Annotated in this window: 8 protein-coding genes and 3 pseudogenes; 5 read left to right on the top strand and 6 right to left on the bottom strand. The window is 69.8% G+C overall.

Translation table 11 applies throughout. The features are described from left to right. Positions 1 to 54: 54 nt before the first annotated feature. The 3 genes and pseudogenes from ACFU5K_RS18780 to ACFU5K_RS18770 form a co-directional block, all read right to left on the bottom strand. Positions 55 to 984: a M56 family metallopeptidase gene (locus ACFU5K_RS18780; protein ID WP_384062754.1), complete on the bottom strand. Its 930-nt coding sequence runs from the start codon at positions 982 to 984 to the stop codon at positions 55 to 57. A gap of 4 nt (positions 985 to 988) precedes the next feature. Next, positions 989 to 1,390 carry a BlaI/MecI/CopY family transcriptional regulator gene (locus ACFU5K_RS18775; RefSeq protein ID WP_384062751.1) on the bottom strand — a complete coding sequence of 134 codons (402 nt, stop codon included), beginning with the start codon at positions 1,388 to 1,390 and terminating at the stop codon, positions 989 to 991. A gap of 74 nt (positions 1,391 to 1,464) precedes the next feature. Next, positions 1,465 to 1,876 (bottom strand): annotated as a pseudogene (locus ACFU5K_RS18770) (BlaI/MecI/CopY family transcriptional regulator). 223 nt (positions 1,877 to 2,099) lie between these two features. On the opposite strand from ACFU5K_RS18770, the pseudogene ACFU5K_RS18765 reads away from it, so the two are divergent. From ACFU5K_RS18765 to tatA, 5 genes and pseudogenes are all read left to right on the top strand, one after another. Continuing rightward, positions 2,100 to 3,369: pseudogene (locus ACFU5K_RS18765) on the top strand (LCP family protein). 183 nt (positions 3,370 to 3,552) lie between these two features. After that, positions 3,553 to 4,128 carry a TerD family protein gene (locus tag ACFU5K_RS18760; protein WP_384062749.1) on the top strand — a complete coding sequence of 192 codons (576 nt, stop codon included), beginning with the start codon at positions 3,553 to 3,555 and terminating at the stop codon, positions 4,126 to 4,128. Positions 4,129 to 4,331: 203 nt separating this feature from the next. After that, positions 4,332 to 5,102, top strand: coding sequence for a hypothetical protein (locus ACFU5K_RS18755; protein WP_384062746.1), 771 nt, complete (start codon positions 4,332 to 4,334; stop codon positions 5,100 to 5,102). A gap of 176 nt (positions 5,103 to 5,278) precedes the next feature. Next, entirely contained in the window at positions 5,279 to 5,860 is a 582-nt protein-coding gene (locus ACFU5K_RS18750; protein WP_384062743.1) for a TerD family protein, read from the top strand. A gap of 211 nt (positions 5,861 to 6,071) precedes the next feature. Beyond that, positions 6,072 to 6,344, top strand: a complete 273-nt coding sequence (gene tatA / locus ACFU5K_RS18745) for a Sec-independent protein translocase subunit TatA (protein ID WP_384062740.1) — start codon at positions 6,072 to 6,074, stop codon at positions 6,342 to 6,344. A 126-nt stretch (positions 6,345 to 6,470) separates the two neighbouring features. Here the strand turns inward: tatA and ACFU5K_RS18740 are convergent. The 3 genes and pseudogenes from ACFU5K_RS18740 to ACFU5K_RS18730 form a co-directional block, all read right to left on the bottom strand. Beyond that, positions 6,471 to 6,575, bottom strand: a pseudogene (locus ACFU5K_RS18740) (IS5/IS1182 family transposase); the annotation flags it as partial. 642 nt (positions 6,576 to 7,217) lie between these two features. Then, positions 7,218 to 8,264, bottom strand: coding sequence for a ketoacyl-ACP synthase III family protein (locus ACFU5K_RS18735; protein ID WP_384062738.1), 1,047 nt, complete (start codon positions 8,262 to 8,264; stop codon positions 7,218 to 7,220). Beyond that, a complete protein-coding gene (locus tag ACFU5K_RS18730; protein WP_384062756.1) occupies positions 8,261 to 14,833 on the bottom strand; it encodes an acyltransferase domain-containing protein in 6,573 nt (2,190 codons plus the stop codon). The genes ACFU5K_RS18735 and ACFU5K_RS18730 overlap by 4 nt, the downstream gene beginning before the upstream one ends. Positions 14,834 to 14,898: the final 65 nt, after the last annotated feature.

The raw sequence follows: 14,898 nt of genomic DNA, 5'->3' as shown, positions 1-14,898 counted from the left end.
GGCCTGGCCGGTAGGCCCCACACTGGCAAACACCGCCGGAAGGAACTGCGCTTTTTACAGCGGGGTGGCCGCCTTCAGGACGAAGAACAAGGTGAGAGCCGCGTTCGCCGAGGACAGCGCAGAGACTGTCGTACCGGCCGCGGCAGCCCAGGCCGCCATGCCCACGGCTGTGCAAACAGGCGGCCACCTACGTGAGACAGGGGCGGGACCAAGCAGGGCCTCGACCCGACGCGGCACCGGTCCCGGCGCGGCCACGCCGGCGAGCGTGGGCGCGGGCGCCCCGCGGGAGACAAGCGCGGCCTTACCGATCGCACGCGCTACCACCCGCCTGCTACCTACCGCATCAGCAGCATCCTCGTCCGCCCATCTTTCGGCGGTGTAGGCCACCACGGTACTCAAGGGCCGCAGGAAAGGGTTCGCCCTCGCGGCCAACTGCACAGCGATCAGGAACCGATGGTGAAAGCCGGCCAGATGGGCCCGCTCGTGCGCGAACAGCGCCCGGCGCTCCGGCGCGTCCAGACAGGACAGCAGCGCCGTGGACACCACGATCCGGCTGCGGGAGCCGGGCAGCGCATAGGCGTACGGGGCCTCGTCTGGCAGCACCGCGACCGAGGTATCGGGCAGCCCGATGAGTGCGCGTACGGCACTGCGCCGCACCCGATGATGCCGCCAGGACGCCTTCGCGCACGCGGCGAACACGGCGATCAGGGCAGGGATGGCGGCCTTGCCCGCCACCTCGTCGTACGGCACCGCCTCGCGCACCTCCGGGTCCGACCAGCCGTCGGGCAGCGGATTGCCCGGCAGTTGGGCGGTGCCGACCACCATCAGCAGCACCAGGCACAGGGTGCTGCACACGGCCAGCACTCCCGCGACCGCGGACAGCAGCCAGGTTGCGGTGCGCGGGTGGAGATGGTGTGCGGCCAGGCGGGCAATGGGCCAGGCGGTTAAGGGCAGTACCAGCGGCAGGAAAACAAAGACGCCCATGGCTCTACTCTTCCGGCTCGTCGGTCACCTGGGACAGTAGGGTGCGCAGCAACTGTTCGTCACCCGGGGTAAGAGAGGTGAGGAAGCTGGCCAGGACCGCCTCCCGGTTCCTCTCGCCGTCCAGGACTTTCCGCATGCGTAGAGCGGCGAGACGGGCTTCGTCCGCGGTCGGAGTCCACTGGAAGGACCGGCCCGCGCGCTGCCGGGCCACTACACCCTTGGCGTGCAGGCGGGTCAGGATGGTCATCACCGTGGTGTAGGCGGGGCTGCCGCCGAGCCGCTCCTGCACCCAGGCCGCGCTCGCGGGCCCCGGAGACTGGCGCAGCGTGGCCAGCACCTGCGCCTCCAGCTCGCCCTGGCCGCGTCGACGGGGCTGGTCCGGGTCGCCCTGGTTCTGGTCTGCCACATCCGTCTCCCTCCAGGTGTCCCGCACACCGGCTCGCAGTGGTTCATCGTACTGAGTCGCAGCCCGGCCGCCGATCAGTCCTCTGGCACGCTCCCGCAGGCTGGGCCCCGGGTGCGGCCCGTGCGCTCGAGCCGGCGCCGCAGTGCCTGTTCGTCGTCGGGCGGCAGCCCCGCGAGAAAACAGGTCAGAACAGCACGGCGATCGCTCTCGCCCTCCAGCTCGCGACGCATCCGCCGGGCAGCAAGGCCCGCTCGATCCGTCGTCGCCGTCCACCGGGAAGGAGCGGCCGGACCGGAAGCGGGCCACGGCCTGCTTAGCCTGCAGCCGAGTCAGGATCGTCACCACCGTGGTGTACACGAGGCCACGATCCAACTGGTCGCGCACCCAGCCCGCCGTCACAGGTCCTGATGTGCCCTGGAGCGCCGCCAGCACCTCGGCCTCCAGTTCACCGGGCCCTCTTCGGCGCACTTCAGGACGCGTGGGCACTGCTTTCTGCTCCTGTTCCACCTGCACGTCCCCTCCGTCGCACCGCCGGATTCAGGCGAGAGTACGCCGCCCGCACCCCTTCACTGTCCCCGCCAGGCCCACAAACTTCTACACCGTTGTAGATTTTTGGCTGCGCCGTATGGGTCCCAACGCACTCGCGTACGGGAAATATGCGGCAGAGAGACAGGACCCGCACCGGGCCCGGTGGGTGGTGGAGAACAGCATGCACACGCAGCGCAATACCGGCCGGGCCGAGGCCCGGCCGCGGGCCGGTCATCGGCGCAAGACCGGCCGGCTGACCCGGCGCGGCCGGATACTGACCTGGGCCGGCGGCCTCCTGGCCGCGGTGATCCTGGGGGTGGCCGGCGTGGGCACGTGGATGTACCAGAGTCTCGACGGCAACATCCACACTGCTGCCGTCGAGAACAAGATCGGCGAAGGGCGCCCGGCCAATCTCAGCCCGGGGGCGAAAAACATTCTTGTGGTCGGCTCGGACAGCCGTGACGGTGACAACGCCGCGTACGGCAAGGGCCTGACCACAATGCAGTCCGATACCCTGATGGTCGTCCACATCGCCGCTGACCGGAAATGGGCCACCGCTCTCTCCTTGCCCCGCGACTCCTGGGTGCAGATACCCGCCTGCGAGCGCGGGGACGGCACGAAGTCCACTCCTCCCACTTCAAGATCAACGAGGCGTTCGCCATCGGTGGCACCGGAGGTGATGTAGGTGGCGCGGCGGCCTGCACGATCAAAACCATCGAGCAGAACACCGGGCTGCGCATCGATCACTTCGCCTCCCTCGACTTCCAGGGATTCAAAGGCATGGTCGACGCCTTGGGTGGCATCGAGGTCTGCCCCGAGGAGCCGATCCACGACACGAAGGCGCACCTCGACCTGGAGGCCGGCTGCCAGAGCGTCAAGGGTGAAAGGGCCTGTACGGATTCCTGGACTCGGCGACCAAGTCGCTGACCACGGATGAGTCCTTGGACGGCATCAAGCCTCTGTACGACCTGGCCTCCGACGTCAAAGGCATACCGAGTGACCGGCTGACCTTCCTCACCGTCCCCAACTACCCCCGCGAGCTGGACGTCCCGACCGACAAGGCCAACATCACCTGGCAGTACCCGCAGGCACGGACGCTGTTCACCGCCTTGGCCAAAGATCAGGAGATCGACAAGGAAGAGCTGACCAGCGCCAAGCCCGTCCCGACCAGCTCGATCAAGGTTCAGGTCCTCAACGGCACCGGCACGAGCGGCCAGGCAGCCAAGGTCGCCGGGCAACTGCGCACGGCCGGATACATCGTCACCACTACAGGCAATGCCCCGGAACCGGTCGAGGCGACCACAGTCTCCTACGCCGCGGGATCCGAGCAGCAGGCCGAAGCGCTGGCGGCCCGGCTCGCCCCCCAGGTTTCCCCCGAAGCCGGACGGAACGCGGCACCCGGGCCGATCACCCTCACCATCGGCCCCGACTACGAGGGACTGCGCGGCTGACCTTCCGGACTACCGAGGACGGGAGAAGGACCGCACTCCGAACCCAGCCCCGGCAGGCGCACACCCGATCCGGAACATCCGGCATGGGAACCATCAACAACTTCTACAGTGCTGTAGATTCTGATGCTCAAGGGACCGCCCCTCATTCGAGGGCGCGGTGGAACGCGCGAAGGGAACAGCAACATGGGTGTGAGCCTGGCCAAGGGCGGCAACGTTTCGCTCAGCAAGGAGGCGCCGGGTCTGACCGCCGTCCTCGTCGGACTCGGCTGGGATGCACGCAGCACGACTGGCACCGACTACGACCTGGACGCCAGCGCACTACTGGTGGACAGCAGCGGCAAGGTGCTCTCCGACCAGCATTTCATCTTTTACAACAACCTCAAGAGCCCCGACGGCTCGGTCGAGCACACCGGCGACAATCTCACCGGAGAGGGCGAGGGCGACGACGAGTCCCTCAAGGTCAACCTGACCACCGTCCCCACGGACGTGGCGAAGATCGTCTTTCCGGTCTCCATCCACGACGCCGAGAACCGCGGTCACAGCTTCGGCCAGGTCCGTAACGCCTTCATCCGCGTGGTCAACCAGTCAGGCGGCGCGGAACTCGCCCGCTACGACCTGAGCGAAGACGCCGCGACCGAGACCGCGATGGTCTTCGGCGAGCTCTACCGTCACGGCGTGGAGTGGAAGTTCCGCGCCGTCGGCCAGGGCTACGCCTCCGGGCTCGCCGGAATCGCCGCCGACTTCGGCGTCGGCGTCTGACGCCTCACCTCCCTCCCACATGAGGGAACACCACCGGTGCCCCGGCCACCGGCCGGGGTGCCGCCTTGCCGGGCAAGGATGTCAGCACCAGGTGCGCATCCGCGTGAGGACACCCATCTGCCCACGCGGCCGGGCGAACGCGACAACGCCCGCAGCGGTCACGGTCGGTGCCCGTGGGCAGACACGATCGGGATACTCCACTCATGCACGCCCTTGACCGCCTTGAGGCGGAAGACCAAGCAGACTTCGCGCAGGTATTGCGCCTCGCCCTGGAGTCCCAGGAGATCCGCACGGCCCTACGGCACGCGGACGCGGGAGTCGATGCCGAGCACTTGAGGTCTCAGGCAGTGGCCGCGACCGAGGCCATCTCAGCTGCGGCTGCCGCCGAGCACACCGCCTACCTCCGGCTACGGGCCACGGCCGGACGCTCCGCAGCCCGCCGCTTCGGGCACCCTCGGAAGGTGGATGCTTCGACAGGCGGGCGCGAGCTACTGACGGCGCTGGCCGTGCTCACTCCGGTCCTGTCAGCCACCGCATCGGCGATATGCCTGCTCCTTGGCTACAGCCTCCGACTCGCCGGTACTCAACAGCACCTCGCGGCTGGACTCGTGGGCACCGGTTGGATCGTCGCAGCCCTGGCCGGGCTCGCCGCCCTCGCCGCTGCCGCTGCGCTGATTGCCACCGCAATGCGGCACCTCCCCGCACCCGGCGGCAATCCGCGCCACGCCGACACACCGTCCGCCATGGCCGCCCGCGAAGCGTGGCGCCAGGCGTTGCTGGAACGCGGCACGCTGCCCTTTCTGCACCAGCAATTGCGCCTGCCCGCAACTGCCTCCTGCGCCGCCGCACAGCCGCCACCGCCCCGCCCGACCGTCAACGATCCGCTCCCAGAACGCCGCACCCGCCTGGGATACACCAGCCCCGACTTCGCAAGCCCGGACTTCACCGACCCCGTGACACCCTCGCGAGACTGACGCCTCTCGCTCCGTCACGCACGCCTCCGCTCCGAGGGGGGACAGGCCGCCTCCGCCTGATTGGCGTGGAAGCCTCCTGCCAGTGACTTCTACAGTCCTGTAGTTTCGACATGCCGCCACCCATGCGGCAGGGGTCCCGCGTTGGCCCGACGACCGAGCATCAGGAGGAAGCAGATATGGGAGTGACGCTGACCAAGGGCCAGCAGATCAGCCTGGAGAAGTCCGGCGGTGGAACCCTCAACGTCGTGCGGATGGGCCTGGGCTGGCAGGCGGCACCACGCAAGGGCTTCCTCGCCAGACTGACCGCCCGCGAGATCGACCTGGACGCCTCCGCAGTACTCTTCGCCGGCACGGAGCCGGTGGACGTCGTCTTCTTCCAGCACCTGATCAGTGACGACGGCTCCGTCCGCCACACTGGCGACAACCTCATCGGCGGCGCCGGCCAGGGCGGCGACGACGAGTCGATCCTCGTGGACCTCCTCCGCCTGCCCGCACACGTCGACCAGATCGTCTTCACCGTCAACTCCTTCACCGGACAGACCTTCGCCGAGGTACAGAACGCCTTCTGCCGCCTCGTCGACGAGAGCACAGGCGAGGAACTGGCCCGCTACACCCTCTCCGGCGGCGGCCCGTACACCGCCCAAATCATGGCCAAGGTCCACCGCACCGGCCGCGCTTGGAACATGTCCGCCATCGGTGAAGGGGCGAACGGCCGGACCTTCAAGGACCTGATCCCGGCCATCTCCACCCACCTCTAGCCGCCCCCGCCCGCTTCGGCAGGGATCCGGGCCGCGGACGCTCCGTGCGCTCCGTGCGCTCCGTGCGCTCCGTGCGCTCCGTGCGCTCCGTGCGCTCCGTGCGCTCCGTGCGCTCCGTGCGCTCACAAGCGTCCGGCATCCCCGCAGGTGCGCCACGCCGAAATCTCAGCCGCCGTTTGCCACTCAATTACCGGGGAGAAGACGCACACCCATGTTCGGCATCAGCGAGATCGCCATCATCCTCATCGTCGTCATACTGATTTTCGGCGCCAAGAAACTCCCGGAACTCGCACGCTCCATGGGCAAATCGGCCCGCATCCTCAAGAGCGAAGCCAAGGCGATGAAATCCGACCAGACCCCACCGACATCAGGGGATGCCTCCTCCCCTGAGGCCACAGCCCCACGCATCATTCGGGCCACCCCTGCCGACGTAGGCAACACTCACCCCACCACCCAGCCGAGCACCGAAGCACCACGGCCCTGACCGGTGCAACCTCCACCCACCCCGGACTCGCCCCTGCCGTATAGGGCACGCCCCCGGGGCCGCCCCCGTCCGTCACGCCGAATCGAAAGCAGCATCACGTGAGTGCGGGCAGTCGTGCGGCAGTTAGCGCCACGGGATGCCAGGCCGGTTCACGTGGAGGACGGCGGCCAGAAGGCTTCGCAGGTCATGATTCGGTGGCCTGCCGATGTCCAGCCTGCGGCCGCGGCGCTCGGTATTGAGTTGCCCATGCCGGGCCGGGGCGACCGCTCAGGCCCGCCGACCGGCGCGGCCTGACCACGCTGCCCTAGTCACACCTACGCCCGTACGGAACGGCCAGCCTCGAGATGGACGTCTGGCTGAACCTCACTGCGGTCACCGTGCCGAGTTCCCGGACTGCGCCGGACGAGGCGTTGGCTTCTCCGGGCGGGCAAAGCAGGAGTGGCGCCGTACCGGCGCGGGCCACCCTGGAATGAGAGCGGCGTAGGTCACTGGTCCGGGAAGCAAGGGTACCGACGGCTGCCGGGCATATGACCCGACGGCCCTCTCTGGGTCAGGCGATGCGGCGGATGCGGCGGATGATGAAGTACAACAGCAGCGCGGTCAGGGCAAGGGAGACGCCGGTCTCGATGGACTGGAACGCCCAGAACCGGTCCCCGGGTTGGTACTTCAACCAGTTGTAGGCGCCGTCCCCGCCTGTTCCAGGGTGAATTCACCTGGAACAGCGCCTGCGGCGGCGATACGGTCGGCGGGCTCGGGCGGCACCCGCCAGGTCCTCGCCCGGCCGTCCTAGCCCAGCCCCGCACGGACGGCACGGGGGCACGGCGAGCGGTCGGACCGGCGTCGCGATTCCCCTCGTCGCACGACAGGTGAAGCTCAGATTCCCCCCTTTGCCCAGGCCGGAACGTGATCGATGCGGACCACGGCACAGGAGATCGAGACACCGGCTCCGTGCGCCACCATCAGGACATGGTCGCCGGGGCCCACCTGCCCGGTTTCGACCAGGTGGTTGAGCCCCACTATCTGGTCGTTGACCGTCATGTGTCCCACGCGCCGCCCGAAATCGAACAGTCCCTGCTCCGGGCTGAGGCCCAGCGGGTCGAGGATGCCCTTGAGGTAGCTTTTCCGGCCGGTGAAGATGTGCGCTACACGGGTGATGTCGTCGACGTCCAGATCAGCCTCAGCGATGGAACGTAGGGCGAGTTCGGTGCGCAGTTCGCCTTGCCGTCCCACCGCTTCGGCCACCGACTCGTCCAGGATCCGGTCGGCCTCCGGCCGCACGCCGGCGTGGGTCGTCGCAGGGGCGGTCGCGCCGACGTTCGCGGGCGGGAACTCTTCCTCGCGGAACTGCTCCTCGACCTCGGCGGTGGATCCGCTGCTGATCGACAGGAGGCGGGCGAACCCGGGCTGCTTGGTGAGCAGGACGGCGCTTCCCGCGTCGGCGAGGAGACCGTTCTCGAGGGAGGCCCAGCGGTTGAAGTGCGGTGAGCCCAGATTGTCGGAGCCCGTGACGAGAGCGGCTTTACGTTCGGGGACGGCCTGGAGGTAGCAGGCGGCGAGCTCGATCGATCCGAGCAGTCCGTTGCACCCCTGCGAGACCTGGTAGGCGGGGATGTCGCGGTCCGTGAGGTGGCGCAGAATGTAGTGCTGTGCCGACCATGCTCCGGGCCCCTGCTTGTGCAGGCAGGCGTGGATGTGGAGGGCGAGATCGTGGGGGTGGAGGCCGGCGCGCTCACTGGCCTGGCGCGCCGCCCGCACCGCCATGTCCGGTGCCGGCATGTCGCCTGCGACGGCGGCGCCGGTCCATCCCTGGTGCTCGTGGTCGTCGGCGTCGTACAGGCCCGACTCCACCGCCTTGCCGGCGTCGAGGATGTCAGGGACGTACACGCCGAGACCGGCGATGTACAGGTCCGGGGTCTTCACTTCGAGGACGCTCCTTCCGACACGGCGTCGGTCGTCATGGGGGCCTTCGCGTCGGCGACGGCCTGGGCGAGTGAGTCGATGGAGCTGTCCCGGAGGATCTGAATCATCGGCAGTTTGACCTTGAACTGCCGGTCGATGCTGCTTCTCAGCTGAACCGCCGTCATCGAATCCATGCCCATCCTGTTCAGTGGCCGGACCAGGCTCACACGCGCCGGCTCCAGGCCAAGAATCTCCGCGGCCGCCTCCTTCAGCGCCTCGACGACCTTCGGATCCGGCGCTGTCCGTCCCCCGGGGACGGAGTTCGCCGCGCTCGCGGACACCGCCGCGGTGGGCACGGCATCGACCGGCCCCGAAACTACGGGAACCTCCGGCCGGCCGGGCCGCGCCGTCCGCGAGGCGCGGGTCTTCGATCGCGCCGGATCGTCCGGAACGGGCGTCGCGGCGCGGTCACCGCCGGCGGTCAGTTCCCTGAGCAGCGGGACACGGGCCGCGTCCGGGTAGGCACGCGCCCATGCCTGCCAGTCGGCGCGCAGGACGACGCTGTGAGAGGCGCCGTCTTCCAGAATGCCGTCCAGGAGGGTGAGGCCTTCGGCGGGCGAGAAGCTCGCCATGCCTTTCGGGACAAGGCTGCGGCCGCCTTCCTCCTCCTTGCGGGCGACCATGCCGACACCAGCCCAGTAGCCCCAGTTGACCGAGGTGGCCGGTGCTCCTTCGGCGAGGCGGTGGTGGGCAAGGGCGTCGAGGAACGCGTTTCCGGCCGCGTAGCCGCCGAGGAAGGGTGCGGACAGGACGGAGTAACACGAGGAGAACAGGACGAACATGTCCAGTGGTACGTCGCGGACCAGCCGGTGAAGGTTCCAGGCACCCGAGACCTTGGCCCTCAGGTGGTCGTTGAGGTGCCGGGCCGTCATGTCGCGTATCAGGACGCCGTCGAGTGTCCCGGCCGCGTGGAGGACCCCTCGCAGCGGGGCCTTGCCCTGACGGCCTCGTTCGTGGAGAAGCGCGCGCATGGCTTGGTGGTCTGCCGAGTCCACCGCTGCGTACTGGACGTCGACGCCGCGCCGGGCGAGATCGCGCAGCACCGCCAGCTGTGTGGCCCGGGGATGGTCGGGCGCGGCGGTCGCCGGGTCGGGCAGCGGGGTCCGGCCGGTCAGCAGGAGGCTGCGGGCACCCCGGTCGACGAGCCACGAGGCCACCTGCGCCCCGATGCCGCCGGTGCCGCCGGTGATGAGGTAGGTGCCCACGGGGTGCACCCGCGCGGCAGGCTCCTCGGGCTTCTGGCTGGGTTGCGGGACGGGAAGCACATCGTCGGTGAAGGCAAGGACGATCTCGCCGGCGCTCTGCTGCCCGGCCGTCGACCGCAGGGCCTCCGCGGCTCGGGCGGCGCTGAACTCATGGTGGGACAGCGGTGCGAGCACGCCTTTGGCGACGAGGTCGGCCGTCGCCCGCAGCACGGCGCCGGCCTGGTGCGGGCGGTGCTTGATCATGTGGACGGCATCGATGGCGTGGAGGGTGATGTTGGATGCGAGGGGGCCTCGGTTCAGGGGGGCGAGGCCGGCCGTGCCGGGCGCGGTGAGGTCCAGGTAGTGGCCGTAGGGCGCCAGCAGGGAGAGGCCGGCGGTTGCGGCCTCTCGCGCGAGGGTGTTCACGACCGCGTCGAATCCGGTACTGCCGGTGGCCGTGACATGGACGTCGGCGCCGAGCCAGCGGGCGACGTTGACGGCGGCCGGGCTGGTTCCCCCGGCAGCCGGGTGGACGAGCACACGATCGCCCTTCCCGATGCGGGCACGCTCGTGGAGCGCGTGGTAGGCGCCGAGGTACGCCCCGGGCAGTGCGGCTGCGGCGGCGGGATTGAGGTTTTCGGGCCTCGGCGCCGTCAGGACGGCCATGGTGACGACGTGTGTGGCCGTCGCGTTCTCGGCGAGGGCGATGACCTGGTCGCCGACGGCCACGTCGTACACACCGTCGCCGACAGCGATCACGGTCCCGGAGCACCCCGTGCCGAGCGGCTGATCACCGCGCGTCGGGTGGGGGCGGGCGGCGCCTGGGGTGGGAGGGGTGAGGAGCGCGGCGTGCGAGACACGGATGGTGACTTCGTCCGGGGCGGGCACGGGGAGGGCCACCGGCGTCAGGTGCAGGTCGTCGACTGGGCCTGACGGCGGGAGGGAGAGGCGCGCCGCGGTGGCCGGGCCCTCGCCGGTGAGGGCCCTTCGATGCGGCACCAGGCGGGCGACGTGGCGGGTGCCGTCACGCAGTGCGATCTGGTCCTCGTCGTCGGGGGTCAGCAGGGCCGCGACCAGGGCGGCCACGCTCCTGGGGTTGCGGTCCAGGTCGACGAGACGGCTGCGAAGAGCCGGGTGCTCGGCGACGAGCGTGCGTCCCAGGCCCCACAGCGGAGCCTGAAAGGGAGCGACCAGCAGGTCGTCCGGTGTGACCCGCTGGGCGTGCCGGCTGATCAGCCAGAGTCCGGGTGCGCTGGGAAGATCCCGGGCATCCAGGGCCTGTACGAGGTGGATGACGCTGCCGCAGGACAGAAGCTGAGCCCTGTCCATCTCCTTCCCGGTCGCTTGCAGCCCCGCTTCCGCGTCCAGGGACCACATGTGCACGATGCCGCGGAGTCCACCACGCCCCGCCACCTCGTCCAGCACCGCAGAGAAATGCGCCGTGTCACCGGGATTGATGCGGAACCGGTTATCGGCGGCCTGGTAGGTGGCGGCGGCAGTGATGACGACGACGTCCTCTCCCTCGGCCGCGAGCCCACGAACCACGGCTCTGCCGAAGGGGCCGCTGTCCGTGAAGACCAGCCACGTGCCACGGTCCGAGGGCGCACCGCCGGCGATCGGGCGTGGCAGCGCCTTCCACCGGACGTCGTACATCCAGCTGTCCGGATCGTCCGTGCGCTGCGGTGCGCCGACCGCAGGGCGGCCGGGAGTGGTTCCGGGGGTCTCGTCCCCCGCCGGGCCGGCAAGGTAGTGGAGGCGCGCACCCAGCATCTCGGCCAGGAGCCGTCCGGAGGCGTCGCGGATGCCGAGGTCGGCGGTGACGGAGTCGGAGCGTTGGCCCTGTGCCGGACGGGCGTGGCCGAACAGTTCGGTTCCAGGCCGGTCGTAGCACCGGTACTCCGTGATGTCGCCGAGGACGAACACGCCTTCCGGATCGGCTTCCCGCCGGGGGCGGATCGCTGCCATCGCATGACAGCCGGCGTCGAGGAGAGCCGGGTGGAAGTGGTAGTCGGCCAGAGTGGCGCGCAACTCTTCGGGGCATTCGACCCGTGCCAGCGACTCGCCGTTGTGGCGCCACAGTTCACTGAGGCCTCGAAAGGCACCCTGCCACTGATTGCCGCGTTCAGCGTGGTGGGCGTAGAAATCGGCTGCGGTGCGGTGTTCGGAAAGGGTGTCCCGGACGGCTGCCAGGTCGACGGGGGCTTCGGTCGCGGCGTCCGTCTGGAGGGCGTACCCCCTCGCTTCGGCATGCAGCGCCCATGGGGCGCTGCCGGTGGGGCTGCTGTGCACCTGGAAGGCCAGTCGCCTCCCGGCAGGGCGGGCGCTCACCCGCAGGACGGGAGCCGGGCCCTCCTCGTCCAGACAGAGGGCCTGCGTGAAGTGAACGTCCGCCAGGGCCACCGGCCCGTCGCCGAGGACCTGACGTGCCGCCACCGTCAGCAACTCCAGGTAGACGGTTCCCGGCACGACGATCGTGTCCTGGACACGGTGGTCGGCCAGATAGGCATGTCGACGGATGTCGAGGGGGCCCTGCCACACATGGGTGCCGTCGGCGGCCCTAGTCGGCGTTCCCAGAAGGGGATGCCGGGGCGGGGTGACAGGCGGGTCCTGGGCAGGGGCAGGGGCATCCGCGGAGATCCCCCGAACGGGATCGGGTCCGGGCAGCCAGTGCCGGGTGCGCTGCCAGGGATAGCCGGGGAGCGGGACGTGGCGGCCGCCGCCGATGACCGCGGCGAGGTCGACCGGCACGCCGGCGGTGTGGAGGGCACCCGCCGCGCTCAGCAGGGCGGTGCGCCCGTCCTCTTCGCGGCGCAGTGATCCCACCACGGTGGTGTCTCCCCGGCTCGCCGTGCGAGCGGTCTCCCTGATGCTGCCGACCAGCACAGGGTGAGGGCTCATCTCGATGAAGACGGTTGTCCCGGAGTCCAGTTGGTCACGCACGGCGCCGACGAAGTCGACGGGTTCGCGCATGTTGCGGGCCCAGTACCGGGCATCCATACCGGAGCCGTCGATGACCTCGCCGAGGAGCGTGGAGTGGATGGGGACGGCCGCCGGACGGGGGCGCACGTCGTTCAGGGCCTCCAGCAGGTCGTCCCGCAGAGCGTCCGTCTGCGGACAGTGGGAGGCGAAGTCGACCTTGACGAGCCGATGTGGTGTGCCCCGGGCGTCGAGTGTCGCAAGGACCTCGGCCAGAGCGTCGGCGTCACCGGAGAGCAGCGTGGACGAGGGGCTGTTGGCGGCGGCTACGGCGACGGTGTCCTCGTGGCCGGCCAGCGCGTGGGCGGCCTCGGTGGCGGACAGGGCGACCCAGGCCATGGCGCCGCGGCCGGACAGGCGTTTGGCGATTTCACTTCGTCGGCAGATGACGGCCGCCGCGTCTTCGATGCTCAGCGAGCCGGCGATGTACGCTGCCGCCGATTCGCCCATGCTGTGGCCGATGACGACGTCCGGCTCGATCCCCCAGGATCGCCACACCTGTGCCAGGGCGATCTCCATCGCCCACAACACGGGCTGCACGACATCGATTTCCCCGAGGCGTTCCTCGGGACCGTCGCGGAGCAGTTCGATCACCGACCAGCCGGTTTCGGCCCGCACGGCGGCGTCGCACATCCGCATGGCGCGGGCGAAGGCAGGCTCGGTGTCGAGCAGTTCGCGGCCCATGCCCGCCCATTGGGAACCCTGTCCGGGGAAGACGAAGGCCACCCGTGGGCGCCGGCCGGAGTCGGTGTACTCCGAGAAGGACAGACCGGGTTCGGGTTCGTCCCGCACGAAGGCGTCCAGTGCGAGCGCGGCCTGCTGGAGAGTGTCCACCGGCAGGGCGAGCCGGGCGTCGAGATGGGAGCGGTGCAGCGCCGCGCTGTGGCAGACGTCCCAAAGGAGGTGGTGATCGCCGTCGTCGGCGGTCAGGAACCTGGCGACGGACGCCGCCAGCGCCTTGAGGGCCTCGGGGGTCGCGGCGGAGAGGGTGAGCAGTTCCGCGCGGTCCGGTGCTCCTTCGCCGGCGGACCCCACCGGCGCGGGCACGTACTCCTCCAGGACGATGTGGGCATTGGTGCCGGAGAGCCCGAAGCTGCTGACGCCTGCGAGAGCGGGCCGGCCGGCGTCGGGCAGCGGCGTGTTCCGCGTCGCGATGGTCAGTGGAAGATCCGGCCAGGGCACGGCCGGGTTGGGGGTGTCGAAATGCAGGCTCGGCGGGACGGCGCGCTGTTCGAGGCAGAGCACCGCCTTGATCAGGCCGGCGATTCCCGCCGCCGCCTCGGTGTGCCCGATGTTGGTCTTGACCGAGCCCACGAGGACGGGGTGATCGGCGGACCGCCCCCTTCCCAGCACCTCGGCGAGTGACTCGAGTTCGACCGGATCACCGACAGCGGTCCCGGTGCCGTGCGCCTCCACGTAGTCCACGTCCGCCGGATCGACGCCCGCGTTCGCGTACGCGCGTACGAGTACGTCGCGCTGACCCTCGACTCCGGGAGTGGTCAGATAACCGCTGGAACGGCCGTCGTTGCCCACGGCTGAGCCGCGCAGGACGGCCCGGACCCGGTTGCCGTCAGCCAGCGCCCGCGAGAGCGGCTTGAGGATAACGCTGCCGATCCCGTCGCTGCGGACGAAACCGTCCCCGGACGCGTCCCCGAATTTGCAGCGGCCGTCCACGGCGAGCATGCCCGCGCTGGAGTAGCCGATTCCCTCCTCTGGACGGAGGACGAGATTGACCGCGCCGACGACGGCCATCCGGCACTCGCCGAGGCGGAGGGCCTGCACGGCGTTGTGCACCGCCACCAGACCCGAGGAGCAGGCCGTGTCGACGGTGAAGCTGGGACCCCGCAGGTCGAAGGCGTACGACAGGCGGCCCGACGTGACCGCGCGGAACGCGGCTCCGGTCATGCCGTACAGGTCGAGCCGGTCACGTGCCTCGTACTGGGTGTGCCAGTAGTCGCCGCCGGTCTGGCCCACGAAGACCCCGGTGTCAGAACCGGCCAGGCTGGAGAGCGGGACGCCCGCGTCCTCCAGGGCCTCATACGCGACTTCCAGCAGCAGGCGCTGCTGGGGGTCCATTTTCGCGGCCTCCCGTGGAGCGATGCCGAAGAATTCGGCGTCGAAGTCCCCGATGTTCTGGAGAAGGCCGCCCCATCTGCTGACGGTACGGCCGGGTGTACGCGGCCGCGGGTCGTACACGGCTTCGACGTCGTAACGGTCGGCGGGAATCTCGGTGATCGTATCGGTGCCGCTGCGCAGCAGTGTCCACAGGTCCGGGACCGTGTCGGCACCGGCGAAGCGGCCGGCCATCCCGATGATGGCAATGGGTTCAGCTGGGTCCGTCGCTGATGTGTGACTGGACCGGTCGTCCACGGGCACGGGGGCGTTCCTTGATTCGTGAGTCGGTGGTCGGAGTCGGCCGCGTGGTGGGCCGACTG

This window comes from Streptomyces sp. NPDC057428, assembly GCF_042803195.1.
Taxonomy (GTDB): domain Bacteria; phylum Actinomycetota; class Actinomycetes; order Streptomycetales; family Streptomycetaceae; genus Streptomyces.
The sequence above is the reverse complement of the archived record's forward strand: the minus strand, read 5'-3'. Positions and strand labels throughout refer to the sequence as shown.